This is a genomic window from Salegentibacter salinarum (assembly GCF_900168115.1).
Taxonomy (GTDB): Bacteria; Bacteroidota; Bacteroidia; order Flavobacteriales; family Flavobacteriaceae; genus Salegentibacter; species Salegentibacter salinarum.
On record NZ_FUZC01000003.1, the window covers coordinates 58,599 to 75,237 of the forward strand.

Genomic DNA, 16,639 nt, shown 5'->3' on the forward strand with positions numbered 1-16,639 from the left:
TTTGCAAATATAACAATTATGTTTGCTCCACAATAATTTGAGCAAGTTTGTACATATTCATAAACAGTTTTTAAAATCATTTATTGCTTAATTGCGCTTATCCTCACCCCACATTAACTTTTTTCTTAGGGTGTGAAGAAAACTATCGCCTTTAAGTTCAACAAGATTTATTGCGTAGGGTGCTTTTTCTATAATGATTTCGGTATCATTTTCCAGGGTTGCGATTCGGGAATCCATAGAAACTAAATGTGACTCTTCCCGTCCCGAAACGCGGAGTGTTATTTTAGTATCGTCCTTAATTACCAAAGGTCTCGCGTTCAAATTGTGCGGTGCGATGGGTGTAATAATGAGAGAGCCTGCATCTGGCGTAATTACCGGGCCACCACAGCTAAGGGAATAACCGGTAGAACCTGTGGGTGTAGAAACAATTAAACCATCGGCCCAATAAGAATTTAAATATTGATCGTTTAGCCACGTATCTACGGTAATCATAGAAGTAGTGTTTTTTCTGCTAACAGCAACTTCATTAAGGGCAATATTTCTAAAAACGGGGTCGTGACTGGTTGGATTGGTTTTAATATTTAAAACTGTACGGCGGGAAATGCTGAATTTTTTCTCAAGTATACTCTGTAAACATTCTTTGATTTCCTCCTTTTGAATGGTGGCTAAAAAGCCTAATCTCCCCGTATTAATCCCCACAATAGGAATATCTAAATTTCTGATATAATTTATAGATTTTAAAATAGTACCATCTCCACCGATGCAAAAAAACAGGTCGAAACTGTTATCTAACTCTTCAAAAGTGGTGAAATGGGAATATTTTTCATCTATGGTTTTATTTAGATGAATGAGATCCAGGAAATTTTCTTCAATTACGACTTTAATATTTTCGCGCTTCAGCAATTCCAGAAGCTGCCCTATATAGATCCCGGCATTAGTATGGTAAAACTGACCGTAGATGCCTACTTTCATATATTCATATATTTATCTAAATACTTAGAGCGATCCCTAAGATTTTTGTTGAAATTGTCTTCCCGGTGTTCAGAAACTATCTTGTACCCATACCTACGGAAAGACTGAATAATTTCATTTATACCTGAAGGGCTTAATTTAACCGTAATCTGGGCAACGTCATGTTCAATTTTTGAAATAAAGATCCCCAAGATATTGGCATTATTAGATTCGGTTATTTGGGTAATTTCGCTGAATGAATAATCTTTAATTCCTTTTTGAATTACAATAATATTGCCCGCTTCGCTCAAAAAAGGAGTTTCGTTAAATAAGGCAATAATTTCATTGAGTTCAACATAGCCCAAATAGGTGCTTTCTTCATCTAAAACTGGAAGAATATTGGTGTTGTTTTGAGCAAAACGTTCTAAAATATCCAGCCAGAAATCGGTATTTCTTACAAAGAAACCTTCCAGCGCATATTGATAATCTTCAAGCGATTTTTCAGCCTCAAAACAACGAATATCATTTTCTGAAATACAACCCATATAAATACCGTTGTTTTCTACTGGTAAATGCGAATAGGTTAACTGATTGAACAAGTCCTGGACTTCCCCAATTTTATCAGAAAAATGCCTTATAGAGACATCGTTAATTATAAAATCTTCCATGTGCATGATGTCGCTTCCTTTTTATGCAAATTAATTAAAATAAAATTCATTAGGGCATTTACAAGTTTGTATTTTTGTTAAACAAAAGCTTATAAAATGACGAAATTAAGTGTAAATATCAATAAAATTGCGACTTTAAGAAATGCCCGAGGCGGCAATATTCCCAACGTCGTAGAAGCCGCTAAGAAAATAGAATCTTTTGGTGGGCAGGGTATCACCGTACACCCACGACCAGACGAGCGGCATATTACTTACCAGGATGTTAGAGATCTTTCTTCAAATGTAAAAACCGAATTTAATATTGAAGGAAATCCGGTTGCGAAATTTATTAATTTGGTGCTGGAGGCAAAACCGGCCCAGGTTACTTTAGTGCCAGATGCCGAAGATGCAATCACCTCAAACGCAGGCTGGAATACCATTAAAAACAAAGAATTTCTCCAGGAAGTAATCCAGGAATTTAAAAATAACGGTATTCGCACTTCTATTTTTGTAGATCCCGATGAAAAAATGATGGATGGAGCTGCAGAAACCGGTACAGATCGTATAGAATTATATACCGAAGCTTTTGCGGTAAAATATGCTGAAGGTGATAAAACCGGGGTTGAGCCTTATAAAAGATGTGCAACTATGGCGCACCAATTAGGTTTGGGCGTAAACGCTGGGCACGATCTTTCTTTAGATAATATAAAATATTTTAAAGATAATGTGCCGTATTTAGATGAAGTTTCTATTGGCCACGCACTAATTGCCGAAGCTCTTTATATGGGGCTGGAAAATACGATTGAGAAATACCTGGAATTACTGAAATAATACAATTCCATAAAAAAAACTGCAATGAAATTAAATTCTATAATATTAGGAGAGGGGAAGCCCCTATTAATTCTCCACGGCTTTTTAGGAATGAGCGATAACTGGAAAACCATTGGTAATAAACTTGCTGAAGAAAAAGCTTTTCAAATTCATCTTATAGATCAACGTAATCACGGGAAAAGTCCGCATACCGATGAGCATAGCTATGAATTAATGGCTGAAGATATTAAAGAATATTGCGAGCAACATTCTTTATCAAATATTATTTTAATGGGACATTCCATGGGAGGTAAAACGGCGATGCTTGCTGCGGGCGAATATCCTAATTTAGTAGAAAAACTAATCGTTGTAGATATTGCACCTAAATATTACGAACCGCACCATCAGCAAATCCTGAAGGGATTGACGGCTCTGGAAGAGGCAGATTTGGAATCCCGGCAGGAAGCCGATAAATTACTTTCTGAATTTATTTCAGAAAAACCAATCAGGCTTTTCCTTTTAAAGAACCTAAACCGAAAATCTGAAGGTACTTATTGCTTAAAAGTAAATCTGGAAACTTTAAAAAATAATATTGAAGAAGTTGGTAAGTCTCTTCCGCAGGATAAAACTTTTAAAGGGCCTACTCTTTTTATAAAAGGAGGCGATTCAAATTATATTAAAGAAGAAGATAAGCCAGCTATTAAAAAACAATTTCCTGAAGTAAAATTTGAAGAAATTGCAAATGCCGGGCACTGGGTCCACGCTGAGAAAATGAACGATTTCTACAAAGTTGTAGCTGATTTTCTTTAAATTCCTTCTAAATTTATTATGTGTGCATAATAAATTGTGCATTTTTGTTGAGTAATATGTAATTTATGCTAAATTTGAAGTCAACAAATTGTTAGAATACAAATAAATCCAATTCAATTATGAAAAAATTACTTTTCCTGGGCCTTTTTGGTCTAATGGCTGCGGTAACTTATGCAGGTGGGTATAGGGTGAGTCTTCAGGGACAAAGATCGCTAGCTATGGGCCACACAGGTGTAGCGGTAGTTAATAATGCCGAACTTGCTTTCTTTAACCCCGCAGGTCTTGTGTATCTTGAAGATAAGATAAATTTAGCAGCCGGTGCCAGCGCTGTTTTTTCGAATGTGAAATATCAAAATTCAGAATTCGGAATTAGTTCTGAAACCGATAGTCCTGTAGGAACTCCATTTTATGCCTATGGTTCTTACCGTGTAAACGATTGGTTGACTTTAGGATTGGCAGCTTATACACCTTATGGTAGTACTGTAGAATGGCCAACAGATTGGGCCGGGTCTCATTTGGTAAACAATATAGATCTTCAGGCTATTTACATCCAGGCTTTGGCTTCTGTAAAAATTTCGGATAAATTAAGTGTTGGTGGTGGACCAATCTATGTAAATGGATCGGTAAACTTTAACCGTAACCTAAACCGTACTTTAACTGATGTTGATGGGAATCGCTCTAATGTAACCGTAGACGCCAGTGGTGTTAGCGCTTTTGGATGGTCTGCCAGTGCCATGTATAACGCAACTGAAGATTTACGGTTTGGTATAAATTATCGAAGTGAAATTATGGTTGAAGCTGAAGGCGGCGACGCTACGTTTCGAAACGTTCCAAACTCTCCTTTAACTCCTTTCCAGAACACAGAATTTGATGCCGCATTGCCTATGCCGGCTGAACTTTCGGTAGGTCTTTCTTATCAATTACTGGATAAATGGCTTTTTGCATTCGATTATAATATGACTTATTGGGATGTTTACGAATCTTTAGATATAGATTTTGCAAATGCAACTCCAGATTCTAATAATCCAAGAAATTACAAAAACTCTTCTTCTTACAGGTTTGGTTTGCAGTATTTTGCAAACGAAACCGTTACCTTAAGAGTTGGGTATTATTTTGACGAATCTCCGGTACAATCAGGTTACTTTGCTCCTGAAACTCCAAGAAACGATGCCCACGGATTTACAGGCGGACTTTCTTTACACGTAAGTAATAGATTCTCTATAGATGCGGCTTTCCTTTATAACAGATATGAGGAAATAGACGAATCTTACAATTACTATACTGAGAATGGAGAGACTGTTCCTTTTGAAGGAACTTATAAAACTTCAGCCTTTATTCCGGGACTTGGTGTAACCTACAAATTATAAAATTTAGAAGATGAAACAGTATTTTAAATATATAGCAATATTGGCGCTGGGAATTGTTTCCTGCGAGCCAGAATTTGATAATCCGGTAGACGAAGCCGGGGCGTACAGCAATGGGGAAGCCGATTTTTCACGCTACGTCGCGCTTGGTAATTCACTTACCGCAGGATATGCAGATAATGCCCTTTATATTACCGGGCAGGAAAATTCTTATCCAAACATCCTTGCGCAGCAATTTGATAAAACTCAGGATATCGAGGAGTTTACTATTCCTTTTATGAGTGATAATGCCGGGGGACTTTTAGCCGGAGGTAATCAAATTACTAATAATAGATTGGTTTTATCTGTTGTAGATGGTGATACCCTTCCGCGGGTATATACCGGAATGCAACCAACTACCGAAGTAGGAAATGTTCAACAGGGACCTTTTAGTAATATGGGAGTTCCTGGAGCTAAATCTTATCATTTAGGTGCTCAAGGCTATGGTAATATTCAGGGAGTAGCGGTAGGGACTGCAAACCCTTATTTTGCCCGTTTTGCATCTGAACCTAATGCATCTGTAATGGAAGATGCCCTTGCTCAAGATCCAACTTTCTTTTCTTTGTGGATAGGTAATAACGATGTTCTTGGATATGCAAGATCTGGGGGGACAGGAGAGTACCAATTAAACAACCTGGAGCCTTCAACTTACGGCGAGAATGATATTACAGATCCAAACGTTTTTGCCAGTGTATATAGTGAAATGGTACAGGCTTTGGCTGCAAATGCAAGTGGTGGGGTTCTTATCAATATTCCAGATGTAGCTTCGGTTCCGTTTTTTACAAGGGTTCCAGTTAATGCTATACCTTTAGATGCACAAACTGCCGGTGCTTTAAACCAGCAATTTTCAGCCTATAATACCCAGGTTCTTCCTGGTTTGGTTCAGGCTGGATTTATTACTGCTGAAGAAGCGCAAAACCGACAAATTAATTTTGCCGAAGGTCAAAACTATGTAACACTTCAGGATGAATCGCTAACCGATATTAGCCAGGCTATTCAAGGAGCGCCATTCAATCTTGATCCTCAAACTGCTGGATTGTTAAGTCAGTTAAGACAGGCCACGCCTACAGATCTTATACCTTTAACTAGTTCCGGATTTCTTGGAACTCCCGTGGGAGATAATCCAAATATGATAAACGGTGTTTCAGTTCCTTTAGGAGATGAGCACGTATTAACAAATGCAGAGCAGGAATTGATTAGAGATGCTACAGATAGATACAATCAGGTAATTTCTGGGTTGGCACAGGCTAATGGTCTTGCTTTTGTTGATGCCAACGCAATGCTAAATACATTAGCTACAGATGGGATCTCCTATGATGGCGGATTTGTAACTTCAGAATTTGTTACTGGAGGTGCTTTTTCACTTGACGGGATTCACCTTACCCCTCGAGGAAATGCAATAGTTTCTAACAGAATAATTGATGCAATCAATGATACTTATAATGCAGATGTGCCAGAAGTTAACGTAGGTTCTTACGGTACAGTTACCTATAGTAACGAAGTTCAATAGGAACACATACTTTTTATTACAATTATAGAAACGCCGGATTTTTCCGGCGTTTTTTTTGTATTTTTCAGAAACCAACTAATCTAAATATCATGAATTTTATATTAAGAATTTTACTTACCGCGGTAGCAGTAGTTATACTTGCCAAATTTTTGCCGGGAGTTGAGGTAGAAGGCTATTTAACCGCAGTAATTGTGGCTATTGTGCTGGCTATTCTAAACCTGCTGGTAAAACCTATTTTGGTCATTTTTACCCTACCGGTTACTATTCTTACTCTAGGCTTATTTCTACTGGTAATAAACGCAATAATTATCTTATTGGCAGATGCTTTTGTTTCAGGGTTTGGGGTGAGCGGCTTTTTTATTGCTCTTCTGTTTAGTTTACTTTTATCCCTCTTTCAATCACTTCTGTTTTCTTTGTTAGGAAAAGATTAGCACAATATTACTGAAATTCAATAATTTGAAACTTTGTTGGCTTGGGAAAAAAATGTAATTTTGCACTCCAATTTTTATAACAAGTCAAGATGAATATTACCAGAGAGAATATTGATGAATTGAATGCGGTAGTAAAAGTAGATATCGCCAAAGAGGACTACGCCGGTAAAGTTGATAAAATCTTAAAAGATTACCGTAAAAACGCCAATATTCCCGGCTTTAGAAAAGGGCACGTGCCTATGGGAATGGTAAAGAAACAATACGGTCAGGCTGTGTTGGTAGATGAGGTAAATAAACTTTTACAGGATTCACTAAATAAATATCTTACCGAAGAAAAACTGGATGTTCTTGGAAATCCTATTCCAAAAGAGCAGGAAAACTTCGATTGGAATAAAGAAGAATATAGCTTTGAGTTTGAACTTGGATTGGCTCCGGAATTTGATGTAAAACTTGATCTTGAAAGGCCGGTAACCCATTATAATATTGTTGCAGATGAAAAAATGGTGAATAACCAAATTGAATCTATGCGTAAACAATATGGGAAATTAACTACCAAAGATGAAGCTGAAGAAGGAGATATCGTTGCCGGAATTTTTAAAAATGAAGAGGAAGGAATCGAGAAAGAAACTTCCATTGAATTAGATAAGATCAAGGGAAAAAGAAACCTTAATAAATTTGTTGGTGCTAAAGTTGGCGATGTGGTCACTTTAAAAACCAAGAGTCTTTTTGAAGACGATCACGATCTTATTCAGCATTTAGGCATTGAGCACGATAAAGCCCACGATCTTGATATTGAGGTTGAATTTACCGTTAAGGAGATCAACCATAGAGAACTTGCTGAACTTAACCAGGAGTTATTTGATAAGCTTTTTGGTGAAGGAAAAGTAACCAGTGAAGACGAGCTTAAAGAAAAGATCAAGGAAGATGCAGCAAAGCAATTTAAGCAGCAGAGCGATCAGCAGTTAATGAACGATGTGACCAAGCAGCTTATTGAGCAAACAAACTTTGAACTTCCAAAAGAATTTCTTCAAAAATGGATTCAAACTGTTGGTGAAAAACCAATGACCGAGGAAGAAGCCAAGGAAGAATACGAAAAAAGCGAAGAAGGTTTACGTTACCAGCTAATTGAAGGTAAAATAGTAAACGAAAATAATCTAACAGTTGAATTTGAAGATCTTAAATCTTTCGCTAAAGAAAAGATCAAAGAACAAATGGCTCAGTTTGGACAAATGAATCCTGGAGATGAAGAACTTGACGATATTGCAGCGAGAATTCTTTCTAACCAGGACGAGGTAAAAAGACTTTCAGAGCAATTAATGAATGAAAAATTGCTTGATTTCTATAAAGAAAAAATGTCTTTTGAAGAAAAAGAAGTGACTTACGACGAATTTGTGAAAGAGATTTACGAGTAAGCTTTTTCTATAAATTTATACTTATATTTAAGGCGTTAAACCATTTGGATTAACGCCTTTTCACGTAAAAGGCAGCTAAGAGAAAAAGCTTAAAAACAGAAAAATTGATGGATTACGGAAAAGAATTTGAAAAATACGCCACTAAACATCACGGTATAAATAGTAATTACTACCAAAAGATAGTGAGCAGCGTGACACCTACGGGAATGACGCCAAATATTATTGAAGAGCGACAAATGAATGCCGTTGCTATGGATGTTTTTTCCAGATTAATGATGGATAGAATTATCTTTATGGGTACGGCAATTAACGATCAGGTTGCAAATATTATCCAGGCGCAAATGTTGTTTTTAGAAAGTACAGACGCTTCTAAAGATATCCAGATTTATATAAACTCTCCGGGAGGAAGCGTTTATGCCGGTTTGGGGATTTATGATACTATGCAATTCATAAAACCGGATGTTGCAACAATTTGTACGGGAATGGCAGCCTCTATGGGGGCAGTATTGCTTTGTGCAGGTGAAAAAGGAAAGAGAAGCGGTTTACCGCATTCAAGAGTGATGATTCACCAGCCTTTAGGAGGTGCGCAAGGTCAGGCCAGCGATATAGAAATTACAGCGAGAGAGATCTTAACCCTTAAAAAGGAACTTTACGATATTATAGCAAAACATTCAGGTCAATCTTACGAAAAAATTGAAGAAGATAGTGATCGTGACTACTGGATGAAGGCCGAAAAAGCCAAGGAATACGGAATGATCGATGAGATTTTAACGAGAGAAGGATAGGAATTAATTTTCAGTTTATTATTTTATAGACTGAAATTGAAATTTGATGAAATGGCGAAAGAAGAATTAGAATGTTCGTTTTGCGGTAGAAAGAAACCCGAAACCAATTTACTTATAGCAGGCTTAGACGCGCATATATGTGATAAATGCATAGAGCAGGCGCACGGCATTGTAATGGAAGAGCTTAAGCAGGGAGAAGCCAAAGAATTGTCTTCAGATCTTATGCTTAGCAAGCCAAAAGTAATTAAGGAGTTTTTAGACCAATATGTAATTGGGCAGGAAGCTACCAAGAAAGTGATGTCTGTAGCCGTTTATAACCACTATAAAAGGTTGTTACAACCGGCTAGCGACGATGATGTAGAAATTCAAAAATCTAACATCATTATGGTTGGGGAAACCGGTACGGGAAAAACCCTTATTGCCAAAACCATTGCGAAAATGCTTAATGTTCCCTTGGCTATTGTAGATGCTACAGTACTTACCGAGGCTGGTTATGTAGGTGAAGATGTAGAAGGTATTTTAACGAGATTGCTTCAGGCAGCCGATTATAATGTTGAAAAAGCACAGCGCGGAATTGTATTTATTGATGAAATAGATAAAATTGCCCGTAAAAGTGATAATCCTTCAATTACTCGGGATGTTTCAGGGGAAGGTGTTCAGCAGGCTTTATTGAAATTACTGGAAGGAACCACGGTTAACGTGCCGCCAAAAGGAGGCCGTAAACACCCAGATCAGAAATTTGTAGAGGTAGATACCGAAAACATCCTTTTCATTGCGGGAGGTGCCTTTGATGGTATTGAGCGAAACATCAGCAAGCGTTTAAATATGCAGGCGGTTGGTTTTAGCGCTTCAAAAAGTGATGATACCATTGAAAGAACCAATCTTCTAAAATATATTATTCCGAAGGATTTAAAAGATTTCGGACTTATTCCTGAAATAATTGGAAGGTTACCGGCGCTGACTTATATGAATCCGCTGGATAAAAGTACTCTTCGTTCAATTTTGACAGAGCCTAAAAATGCTATTGTAAAACAATATCAAAAATTGTTTGAAATGGACGATATCGAGTTTGAAATGACTGAGGATGCACTGGATTATATAGTTGAAAAAGCTGTAGAATATAAACTTGGTGCAAGGGGATTAAGATCTCTATGCGAAGCAATTCTTACCGATGCGATGTTTGAAATGCCCGAAAGCGGTCACAGCAAACTTAAAGTATCAAGGGAATATGCCGAAGATAAATTGAATAAATCCACGATAAATAAACTTAAAGCGGTTTCTTAAAAACCGTTTTAGGATAAATAAAAGCGGCCGGAAATTCCAGATTTCCGGCCGCTTTTTTTGTAGTTTTTTGAAATAATTAATCTAATATTTCATAATGTATAGGCTTAAAACTGCCATTGTTGCTATCTTCAGCAGCACACGCGGTTAAGGCTACAATCAGGTCTATTTTGGCTTCAAATAACACGTAATCTCCTGCTTTGCTTAATGGCGGGTCTACGCTAAGTTTTCCTTTTTCATCAAACTGTACGTTCATAAAAATATTGAACGCCGTAGGAATATCATCCGGCTCAATTTCAAATTTTTCAAGGTTGGTGTAAAGATTTTCAAAACAGCTGGGATGATAACCTTCATAATCATACATCACCTCAAAAGTTTCAGGGCTGCAGGGTGCCAGTAAAAAATCGTTTCTACCGTTAGTATCTTCCAGGAGTTCCATCATTTTATTACTACGGTTGCTCCAAAGAAAATTCCCGGTGCTTATTAAAATAGATTCTTCAAAATCCAGGGTTTTGCCCGATGATAATTTTTCCCTTCTGTCTTTTGCATTAAATAGAACCATATCGCTAACCTGTTCGCCTTCGGGATCTATCACCTTCAGTTTCTGTCCTTTTTTTAATTTAAAGGCAGCTCCAGATTGTTTTTTAATCACTTGCATTTATGCTCTCTTTTAATGTTTTCGCTTAAGGTGGAAGATAAATTATTTTGCCGCTTTTCCAAATGTGAAGTAACCGATTCTATATCATCTTTATCAAACCCCTGATGCAGTTTCGCAATGGCCTGAATGTTCTCTACTTCACACCAAAATCCTGTGATATGCGGAAGGTGATTTTCCCTCATTTCTTTAGGAAGGTCTTTATAATACAAGGGGTTTTTCTGGGGCTTTTCAAAAGTTGCTACAAGCTCCTGTAAGGATTCTTCCAGCTCTTCCCGCGATTGAATTTTCAGCTTAACATTTACGTGCACTGCTGAATAATCCCAGGTGCTAATATCTTTTTCTTTATACCAGGAGGAAGAAACATAACCGTGAGCCCCCTGGAAAATCAGCAGAGCTTCTTTACCATCTTCCAGGTGTTTAAATTGCTCGTTGTGGTTTGCTATATGTGCAAATAAAATAAAATCTTTTGCTGTACCGTGAGTGAGCACAGGAATATGCGTAGCTAAAAGTCGGTCGCCGTTGATTATAAAATTAGCGAAAGGATGCTGCTGTATAAATTTAAAAATGAATTCAGCATCATCCTTTTTGTATTTCTTGGGTTGGTACATAGTTATTTCTTTCCGTGATGAAAAGGGCATTTCCATTCATCTCCAACTTTACGGCCACTATATTGCCGGGCTTCGCTTTTATTACCAAAATCTTCTAACATTGGGTTTATATTGCCCTGCAATTCAGTATCGCGTTCCCTGATTTTATCTCTAACGGTATAATATGCGCCCATTTCCCTTAACTTTTCAAATTGCCAGTGCAGGTTAAAAGCCATTGCCGGATATGGGCTTTGTCTTGCTTTTCGGCTGCTGTTAGGATGTAGGCCAACCATATAAAAAGCTTTACCGGCAATACTAAAACTAAAATTATCGTCTTTAGGATTATTGCTTACGGTAGGATCCCAGTCCTTATTATCAACATCATGCAAGAATTCTAATTGTTTCCAAAGTGCGGTTTCAAACTGGGTTTCAGAAAAAGATTCCTGATCTTTAAAAACAGCCATGAACGTATGAAATTCATTCGATTCAAAGTCGTAGTTTTCAATATACTTTTCTAAATCTTTATAAATTAGTTTCGCGGTTTTTCGGCTTGGGAATTCATCGTAGGTATGGAGGTCTATATGCTCCTGGTTAAATACTGTTTGTGCCATTATACAAGGATGATCTTGCGTAAGCACAAAGTCATTAAATGCAAGCTCGATAGCTTGATCTGTAGAAGCTTTGATTTGTTTTACTTTAGATTTTTCTCTGGTAGAAATCATAATGTTGAATGGTTATTTTTGTAAAACTATCAGGTTTTCTGAAAGCTTCTATGGGGTTTAAGAATAAATTAGTTCAAAATTTTAAAAGATTAACAAGTTGCTTCATTCCTTCTTCCGATAGCGAATCATTAAATACAGCATAACGCTATTTAATCCCAGGGAAACTCCATTAGTAGCGATTATAGGAAGATCTTTTTGGGTGATTCCGTAGATTACCCACAGAAAAACTCCCAGTATCAAAATACTAAACATTCCCGGTGAAACATCTTCTACTTTCTTGGTTTTCCAGGCTTTTTTGATCTGCGGAATCACTGCCACCGTAGTGCAAATTCCTGCCGCCAATCCCAGAATATCGGTCCACTCTAAGGTCATATTTTAGTTATTTTAGAACATCTTTAGTAAGCCAGTCTTCTAATGCCTCATTTTCATCTGAAGAATGTAAAACCGAAATATCACCTGTAGTTTCAAAAACTACCGCCCGCACCTGCAAAAGATTTAGAACGTTGGCCTCTCTTAATTTAGACCGAAGATCACCTTCGGTAACCCGGGCTTTCTTTAAATTATTATGTAGAATTGTATTACCGTCCATAAGAAGTAGTGGGGAGTTATCTATAGCTTCCTGAAACCAGGAAAATCGCCTTAAAATTGCCGCTGAAATTTGCAAAATATATACGGCTGCCAAACCTGCAATTCCATGCAGCAAACTCACTGAGGCAGATAGAATGGTAGTGGCTAAAATAGAACCTACAGCTACCGTCATCGCAAAATCAAAGCTGGACATTTTAGAGAAACTGCGTTTTCCGGCAATTCTTGTAAAAATTATAATAGCCAGGTAAATCCCGGTTGCAGTGAGAAAAATTGCCAGAACAGACGTCCAGGAAGCTTCAAACCATTTTTCCATAATAAGTTTTTAGTAATTTAATTGATTCTCAGCTTATCCCCCAATAATTTCACCGCCATTTACGTGAATAATTTGTCCGGTAATATAACTGCTATCCTCACTGGCAAGAAAAACATAGGCGGGGGCGACTTCACTGGGTTGTCCTGCCCTTCCCATTGGAGTGTCCTGACCAAACTCGGTTACATCATCGAAAGTAGCTGGGATTAGCGGTGTCCAGATGGGACCGGGTGCAACACCGTTAACCCTAATTTTTTTATCGGCCAGCATTTTAGATAAAGAACGGGTAAAACTTACAATCGCGCCTTTTGTGCTGCTGTAATCCAGTAAATGTTCACTACCGCGATAAGCTGTAACAGAAGTAGTATTTATCACTACATCACCTTCCTGAAGTTGTTGTAGGGCTTCTTTTACAATATAGAAATAAGGATAAATGTTGGTTTCAAAAGTTTGATGAATTTGCTCTGTACTAATATCATCTATACTTTCTTTGGGAAATTGAATCGCCGCATTATTCACCAGGATATTTAATTTCCCTAATTCTTTAGAACTTTTTTGCAACGCCTTTTTACAGAAGTCTTCTTTCTTTAAATCCCCTTCAATAATGAGGCATTTTTTTCCTTCTTTTTCAACTAATTTTTTGGTCTCCCGGGCATCTTCGTTTTCCTCTAAATAAATAATCGCGATGTTTGCCCCTTCACGAGCAAAGTGAACTGCAACGCTTCGTCCAATTCCGCTATCGCCACCGGTTATTAAAGCGTTTTTACCTTCTAGTTTACCCGAACCTTTATAGTTTTTTCTAATAATTTCCGGTTCGGGGTTCATTTTGTATTCTTTTCCGGGTTGCTCCTGCTGCTGATCAGGAAATTTTTCTGGTTCATTCATAATGGTTGGTTTTTGGTCTTATCCAGGCTAAATATTTCATAATTAATACTTTGCTGATTTTCAAATCAGTCGATGTATAAAATTAAGAAGCATTGCCTACAATAAAATGTTAAGGATTTATAAGTCTTTCTAAAGAAGTCTTTAAAAACCTAATAAGGTTAAAAAAACATTCATTTGTGTTAATTGAATACCTTTGCCAAATGAATTTATTAAAGATTGGACATCGGGGCGCCAAAGGCCATTTAGCCGAAAATACGCTGGAGAGTATTCAAAAAGCCCTTGATTTTGGAGTTGATGCCATAGAGATTGATGTACATAGATGTAAAACCGGAGAATTAGTGGTAATTCATGATTTTACACTGGACCGAACCACCAATGGCAGCGGCGAAATCGCAAAAAAGTCTTTAGATGAATTAAAATCTTTTAAGGTTGAAGATAAATTTGAAATTCCTTTACTTATCGAAGTTTTAGATCTTATTGAAGGAAAATATACTATTAATGTTGAATTAAAAGGTTTAAATACCGCAGCAGCTACTTCAGAAATAATCAAGCAATATATTTCTGAAAGAAATTGGAAATATGAAGATTTTATCGTCTCCAGTTTTCAGAAAAACGAGTTATTTCAAATGCGAAAACTCGATAAAAATGTTCCCTTAGGAATTTTGAGTAAAGCAAGTGTAACTGAGGCAATAGAATTGGGGAAACTGCTCAATGCTTCAGCAATTCACCCTTCCCTGGGAATAATTACAAGAGATAATGTAAAAGCTTCTCACGAAGCCGGATTTAAAGTAAATGTCTGGACGGTTAACGAACCTGACGATATAGCGCGAATACGGGATTTTGGAGTGGATGGGATTATTTCTGATTTTCCTGATAGGCTTTTTTGAGAAACAAGAGTCAAGAAAGCCCAAAACCGGAATCTCTAAATTTTAAATTTTAACCTGAATGCAACATTTTGATATCATTATAATTGGCGGCGGGGCTGCGGGATTTTTCACCGCTATAAATGCTGCTGAATTAAATCCAAAGCTTAAAATAGCCATTTTAGAGCGTGGCAAAGAAGTGCTTACCAAGGTGAAAGTTTCAGGAGGAGGAAGGTGCAATGTTACGCATGCGGAATTTCTTCCGAAGGAGCTCAGCACCAATTACCCGCGTGGCGAAAAGGAATTATTGGGACCCTTTCACAGCTTTATGACTGTCGAGACCATGCAGTGGTTTGAAGAAAGAGGGATTGAATTAAAGATTGAAGAGGATGGCCGAATTTTTCCTGTTTCGGACGATTCCCAAAGTATTATCGATTGCTTTTTACTGGAAACGGAACGCTTAAATATTCAGGTTTTAAAAAGTCATGCCGTTCAGAATTTTCAGCAGGAGGAAGGTTTGTGGCAAATTAAAACAAGCAAAGGTGATATTTCAGCAAAAAAAATGATGCTCGCCACGGGAAGCAACCCCAAAATGTGGAATTTGCTGAAGAATCTTGGGCATAGAATTATTGAACCGGTACCTTCGCTTTTCACTTTTAATATAAAGGACGAGCGAATTAAAGACCTGGCCGGAATTGCGACTGAAGCCGAAGTGAAAATAAATTCAAAAAAAGTAAATTTAGAAAGTAAAGGCCCTTTATTAATTACACACTGGGGAATGAGCGGGCCTGGGATTTTAAAACTTTCGGCCTGGGGTGCCAGGGATTTGGAAAAGCTGAACTATCAGTTTGAAATTAAAGTAGACTGGTTGCCCGGGAAAACTTCAGAAGAAATTTTAAGTCAGTTAAAAGATTTAAAAACCAAGTTCGCCAAACAGCAAGTTTTAAAAAATGCACAATTCGATTTACCCAAACGCTTGTGGAGAAATCTAATTGTAGCAGCGGGAATTACAGATGGGACCACCTGGGCCGATTTAAATAAAAATCAGCTACAAAATTTAAGCAGTCAACTTACTGAAGGTATTTTCAAAGTAGATAGAAAAAGTACATTTAAGGAAGAATTTGTTACGGCCGGAGGTGTAGACCTAAAAGAAGTGAACTTTAAAACTTTTGAAAGCAAATTTCACAAAAACTTGTTCCTTGCAGGGGAAATTTTAAATATTGATGCCATCACCGGCGGATTTAACTTTCAGAACGCATGGACGGGCGGTTTTCTCGCCGCAAAAGCCATGAGCGAAGATTAATTGAGTCGCCAGATTTCAAAATTAAGTGCTATCGCAAAAAGAACCCAAATTGCATAAGGAATAAGCAAATAAGCCGCGATATTGTTTACTACTTTAAACCATTTTATGGTGAAAAGAAGCAGGATAAACAGTGCAATAATATTTAAAAGAGCTAAAAGTGGTTTTTGGAGTCCGAAGAAAAGTAAAGACCAGGAACCGGTTAGTAATAATTGAAATCCAAAATGGTATAAAGCGGTTTTTACCCATTTATGATAAAAACCCTTGCTCCAAACTATCCCTGCGGCAATCCCCATTAATACGTACATTAAAAATAAGATGGGCCCAAACATTGAGTCTGGCGGATCAAACCAGGGTTTGTTTAACTCGGGGTACCAACCGTCAAATCCGGTTTGGGTAGCGATAGAGCCCATAAAACCGAAAAGCAAACAAATGCCAATGGCCACCGAACTTCGGAAAAAGAGTTTTTTGGTCATTTTGGTTGGTTTTCTAAGTCAAATTCAAAAAACTCAGGCTTTTATTTCTTAATTGGTCTGATGTAAAAATCACTATTTCAGACTTTAAGCTTGTGAGTTTTGAACTACTAAAATATAAATTTATTTGAACTGGGAAAGAAAATTCCCAAAACATAAAACCTATCTTTGCTTCTTAATTTGGAATATTTAGTCTATTACGCTCAAATATTT

At 37.3% G+C, this 16,639-nt stretch carries 19 protein-coding genes; 10 read left to right on the plus strand and 9 right to left on the minus strand.

Annotated elements, in window-relative coordinates:
* Positions 1 to 87: 87 nt before the first annotated feature.
* Both B5X53_RS04900 and B5X53_RS04905 read right to left on the minus strand, forming a co-directional pair.
* Positions 88 to 972 carry an NAD kinase gene (locus B5X53_RS04900; RefSeq protein ID WP_079712129.1) on the minus strand — a complete coding sequence of 295 codons (885 nt, stop codon included), beginning with the start codon at positions 970 to 972 and terminating at the stop codon, positions 88 to 90.
* Positions 969 to 1,625 carry a CBS domain-containing protein gene (locus B5X53_RS04905; protein ID WP_079712130.1) on the minus strand — a complete coding sequence of 219 codons (657 nt, stop codon included), beginning with the start codon at positions 1,623 to 1,625 and terminating at the stop codon, positions 969 to 971. Before B5X53_RS04905 ends, B5X53_RS04900 begins: the two co-directional genes overlap by 4 nt.
* A 90-nt stretch (positions 1,626 to 1,715) precedes the next feature.
* Here B5X53_RS04905 and B5X53_RS04910 point away from each other — a divergent pair, with 90 nt between their 5' ends.
* The 8 genes from B5X53_RS04910 to clpX all read left to right on the plus strand — a co-directional run bounded on the left by B5X53_RS04910 (position 1,716) and on the right by clpX (position 10,043).
* On the plus strand, positions 1,716 to 2,429 hold the full coding sequence (locus tag B5X53_RS04910) for a pyridoxine 5'-phosphate synthase (protein WP_079712131.1): 714 nt from the start codon (positions 1,716 to 1,718) through the stop codon (positions 2,427 to 2,429).
* 24 nt (positions 2,430 to 2,453) lie between these two features.
* Positions 2,454 to 3,218: an alpha/beta fold hydrolase gene (locus B5X53_RS04915; protein ID WP_079712132.1), complete on the plus strand. Its 765-nt coding sequence runs from the start codon at positions 2,454 to 2,456 to the stop codon at positions 3,216 to 3,218.
* Between the two features lie 119 nt (positions 3,219 to 3,337).
* Complete coding sequence (locus B5X53_RS04920; protein WP_079712133.1) at positions 3,338 to 4,585, plus strand: OmpP1/FadL family transporter; 1,248 nt, start codon at positions 3,338 to 3,340, stop codon at positions 4,583 to 4,585.
* Between the two features lie 10 nt (positions 4,586 to 4,595).
* Positions 4,596 to 6,131: an SGNH/GDSL hydrolase family protein gene (locus B5X53_RS04925; RefSeq protein ID WP_079712134.1), complete on the plus strand. Its 1,536-nt coding sequence runs from the start codon at positions 4,596 to 4,598 to the stop codon at positions 6,129 to 6,131.
* An 89-nt stretch (positions 6,132 to 6,220) separates the two neighbouring features.
* Positions 6,221 to 6,562: a phage holin family protein gene (locus B5X53_RS04930; protein WP_079712135.1), complete on the plus strand. Its 342-nt coding sequence runs from the start codon at positions 6,221 to 6,223 to the stop codon at positions 6,560 to 6,562.
* A gap of 89 nt (positions 6,563 to 6,651) precedes the next feature.
* A complete protein-coding gene (tig, locus tag B5X53_RS04935) occupies positions 6,652 to 7,974 on the plus strand; it encodes a trigger factor (protein ID WP_079712136.1) in 1,323 nt (440 codons plus the stop codon).
* A 107-nt stretch (positions 7,975 to 8,081) separates the two neighbouring features.
* Positions 8,082 to 8,759 carry an ATP-dependent Clp endopeptidase proteolytic subunit ClpP gene (clpP, locus tag B5X53_RS04940; RefSeq protein WP_075325692.1) on the plus strand — a complete coding sequence of 226 codons (678 nt, stop codon included), beginning with the start codon at positions 8,082 to 8,084 and terminating at the stop codon, positions 8,757 to 8,759.
* Positions 8,760 to 8,810: 51 nt separating this feature from the next.
* Positions 8,811 to 10,043: an ATP-dependent Clp protease ATP-binding subunit ClpX gene (gene clpX / locus B5X53_RS04945; RefSeq protein WP_079712319.1), complete on the plus strand. Its 1,233-nt coding sequence runs from the start codon at positions 8,811 to 8,813 to the stop codon at positions 10,041 to 10,043.
* A gap of 76 nt (positions 10,044 to 10,119) precedes the next feature.
* Here the strand turns inward: clpX and B5X53_RS04950 are convergent, their stop codons facing one another.
* From B5X53_RS04950 to B5X53_RS04975, 6 genes are all read right to left on the minus strand, one after another.
* A complete protein-coding gene (locus B5X53_RS04950) occupies positions 10,120 to 10,698 on the minus strand; it encodes a DUF1989 domain-containing protein (protein WP_079712137.1) in 579 nt (192 codons plus the stop codon).
* Positions 10,689 to 11,306 (minus strand): FMN-binding negative transcriptional regulator, encoded by a 618-nt coding sequence (locus B5X53_RS04955; protein ID WP_079712138.1) that lies wholly within the window; start codon positions 11,304 to 11,306, stop codon positions 10,689 to 10,691. Before B5X53_RS04955 ends, B5X53_RS04950 begins: the two co-directional genes overlap by 10 nt.
* 2 nt (positions 11,307 to 11,308) lie before the next feature.
* Positions 11,309 to 12,007, minus strand: a complete 699-nt coding sequence (gene gntA, locus B5X53_RS04960) for a guanitoxin biosynthesis heme-dependent pre-guanitoxin N-hydroxylase GntA (protein WP_079712139.1) — start codon at positions 12,005 to 12,007, stop codon at positions 11,309 to 11,311.
* A gap of 102 nt (positions 12,008 to 12,109) precedes the next feature.
* Positions 12,110 to 12,379 carry a SemiSWEET family sugar transporter gene (locus tag B5X53_RS04965; RefSeq protein WP_079712140.1) on the minus strand — a complete coding sequence of 90 codons (270 nt, stop codon included), beginning with the start codon at positions 12,377 to 12,379 and terminating at the stop codon, positions 12,110 to 12,112.
* A 7-nt stretch (positions 12,380 to 12,386) separates the two neighbouring features.
* Positions 12,387 to 12,908 carry a DUF421 domain-containing protein gene (locus tag B5X53_RS04970; RefSeq protein WP_079712141.1) on the minus strand — a complete coding sequence of 174 codons (522 nt, stop codon included), beginning with the start codon at positions 12,906 to 12,908 and terminating at the stop codon, positions 12,387 to 12,389.
* A gap of 33 nt (positions 12,909 to 12,941) precedes the next feature.
* Complete coding sequence (locus B5X53_RS04975) at positions 12,942 to 13,790, minus strand: SDR family oxidoreductase (protein WP_079712142.1); 849 nt, start codon at positions 13,788 to 13,790, stop codon at positions 12,942 to 12,944.
* 200 nt (positions 13,791 to 13,990) lie between these two features.
* On the opposite strand from B5X53_RS04975, the gene B5X53_RS04980 reads away from it, so the two are divergent.
* A complete protein-coding gene (locus B5X53_RS04980; RefSeq protein WP_079712143.1) occupies positions 13,991 to 14,677 on the plus strand; it encodes a glycerophosphodiester phosphodiesterase in 687 nt (228 codons plus the stop codon).
* A gap of 58 nt (positions 14,678 to 14,735) precedes the next feature.
* Positions 14,736 to 15,956: a BaiN/RdsA family NAD(P)/FAD-dependent oxidoreductase gene (locus tag B5X53_RS04985; protein WP_079712144.1), complete on the plus strand. Its 1,221-nt coding sequence runs from the start codon at positions 14,736 to 14,738 to the stop codon at positions 15,954 to 15,956.
* Here B5X53_RS04985 and B5X53_RS04990 read toward each other — a convergent pair.
* Positions 15,953 to 16,429 (minus strand): TspO/MBR family protein, encoded by a 477-nt coding sequence (locus B5X53_RS04990; protein WP_079712145.1) that lies wholly within the window; start codon positions 16,427 to 16,429, stop codon positions 15,953 to 15,955. The two genes, B5X53_RS04985 and B5X53_RS04990, sit on opposite strands and share 4 nt — an antisense overlap.
* Positions 16,430 to 16,639 lie beyond the last annotated feature (210 nt).

What these genes read in the sequence shown, in the direction of transcription:
- B5X53_RS04990 (WP_079712145.1), bottom strand. Translation starts at nt 16,429, where the DNA reads ATGACCAAAAAACTCTTTTTCCGAAGTTCGGTGGCCATTGGCATTTGT.
- B5X53_RS04920 (WP_079712133.1), top strand. Translation starts at nt 3,338, where the DNA reads ATGAAAAAATTACTTTTCCTGGGCCTTTTTGGTCTAATGGCTGCGGTA.
- B5X53_RS04950 (WP_079712137.1), bottom strand. Translation starts at nt 10,698, where the DNA reads ATGCAAGTGATTAAAAAACAATCTGGAGCTGCCTTTAAATTAAAAAAA.
- B5X53_RS04955 (WP_079712138.1), bottom strand. Translation starts at nt 11,306, where the DNA reads ATGTACCAACCCAAGAAATACAAAAAGGATGATGCTGAATTCATTTTT.
- B5X53_RS04965 (WP_079712140.1), bottom strand. Translation starts at nt 12,379, where the DNA reads ATGACCTTAGAGTGGACCGATATTCTGGGATTGGCGGCAGGAATTTGC.
- tig (WP_079712136.1), top strand. Translation starts at nt 6,652, where the DNA reads ATGAATATTACCAGAGAGAATATTGATGAATTGAATGCGGTAGTAAAA.
- B5X53_RS04970 (WP_079712141.1), bottom strand. Translation starts at nt 12,908, where the DNA reads ATGGAAAAATGGTTTGAAGCTTCCTGGACGTCTGTTCTGGCAATTTTT.
- B5X53_RS04930 (WP_079712135.1), top strand. Translation starts at nt 6,221, where the DNA reads ATGAATTTTATATTAAGAATTTTACTTACCGCGGTAGCAGTAGTTATA.
- clpX (WP_079712319.1), top strand. Translation starts at nt 8,811, where the DNA reads ATGGCGAAAGAAGAATTAGAATGTTCGTTTTGCGGTAGAAAGAAACCC.
- B5X53_RS04915 (WP_079712132.1), top strand. Translation starts at nt 2,454, where the DNA reads ATGAAATTAAATTCTATAATATTAGGAGAGGGGAAGCCCCTATTAATT.
- gntA (WP_079712139.1), bottom strand. Translation starts at nt 12,007, where the DNA reads ATGATTTCTACCAGAGAAAAATCTAAAGTAAAACAAATCAAAGCTTCT.
- B5X53_RS04910 (WP_079712131.1), top strand. Translation starts at nt 1,716, where the DNA reads ATGACGAAATTAAGTGTAAATATCAATAAAATTGCGACTTTAAGAAAT.
- B5X53_RS04905 (WP_079712130.1), bottom strand. Translation starts at nt 1,625, where the DNA reads ATGCACATGGAAGATTTTATAATTAACGATGTCTCTATAAGGCATTTT.
- B5X53_RS04975 (WP_079712142.1), bottom strand. Translation starts at nt 13,790, where the DNA reads ATGAATGAACCAGAAAAATTTCCTGATCAGCAGCAGGAGCAACCCGGA.
- B5X53_RS04985 (WP_079712144.1), top strand. Translation starts at nt 14,736, where the DNA reads ATGCAACATTTTGATATCATTATAATTGGCGGCGGGGCTGCGGGATTT.
- B5X53_RS04980 (WP_079712143.1), top strand. Translation starts at nt 13,991, where the DNA reads ATGAATTTATTAAAGATTGGACATCGGGGCGCCAAAGGCCATTTAGCC.
- clpP (WP_075325692.1), top strand. Translation starts at nt 8,082, where the DNA reads ATGGATTACGGAAAAGAATTTGAAAAATACGCCACTAAACATCACGGT.
- B5X53_RS04900 (WP_079712129.1), bottom strand. Translation starts at nt 972, where the DNA reads ATGAAAGTAGGCATCTACGGTCAGTTTTACCATACTAATGCCGGGATC.
- B5X53_RS04925 (WP_079712134.1), top strand. Translation starts at nt 4,596, where the DNA reads ATGAAACAGTATTTTAAATATATAGCAATATTGGCGCTGGGAATTGTT.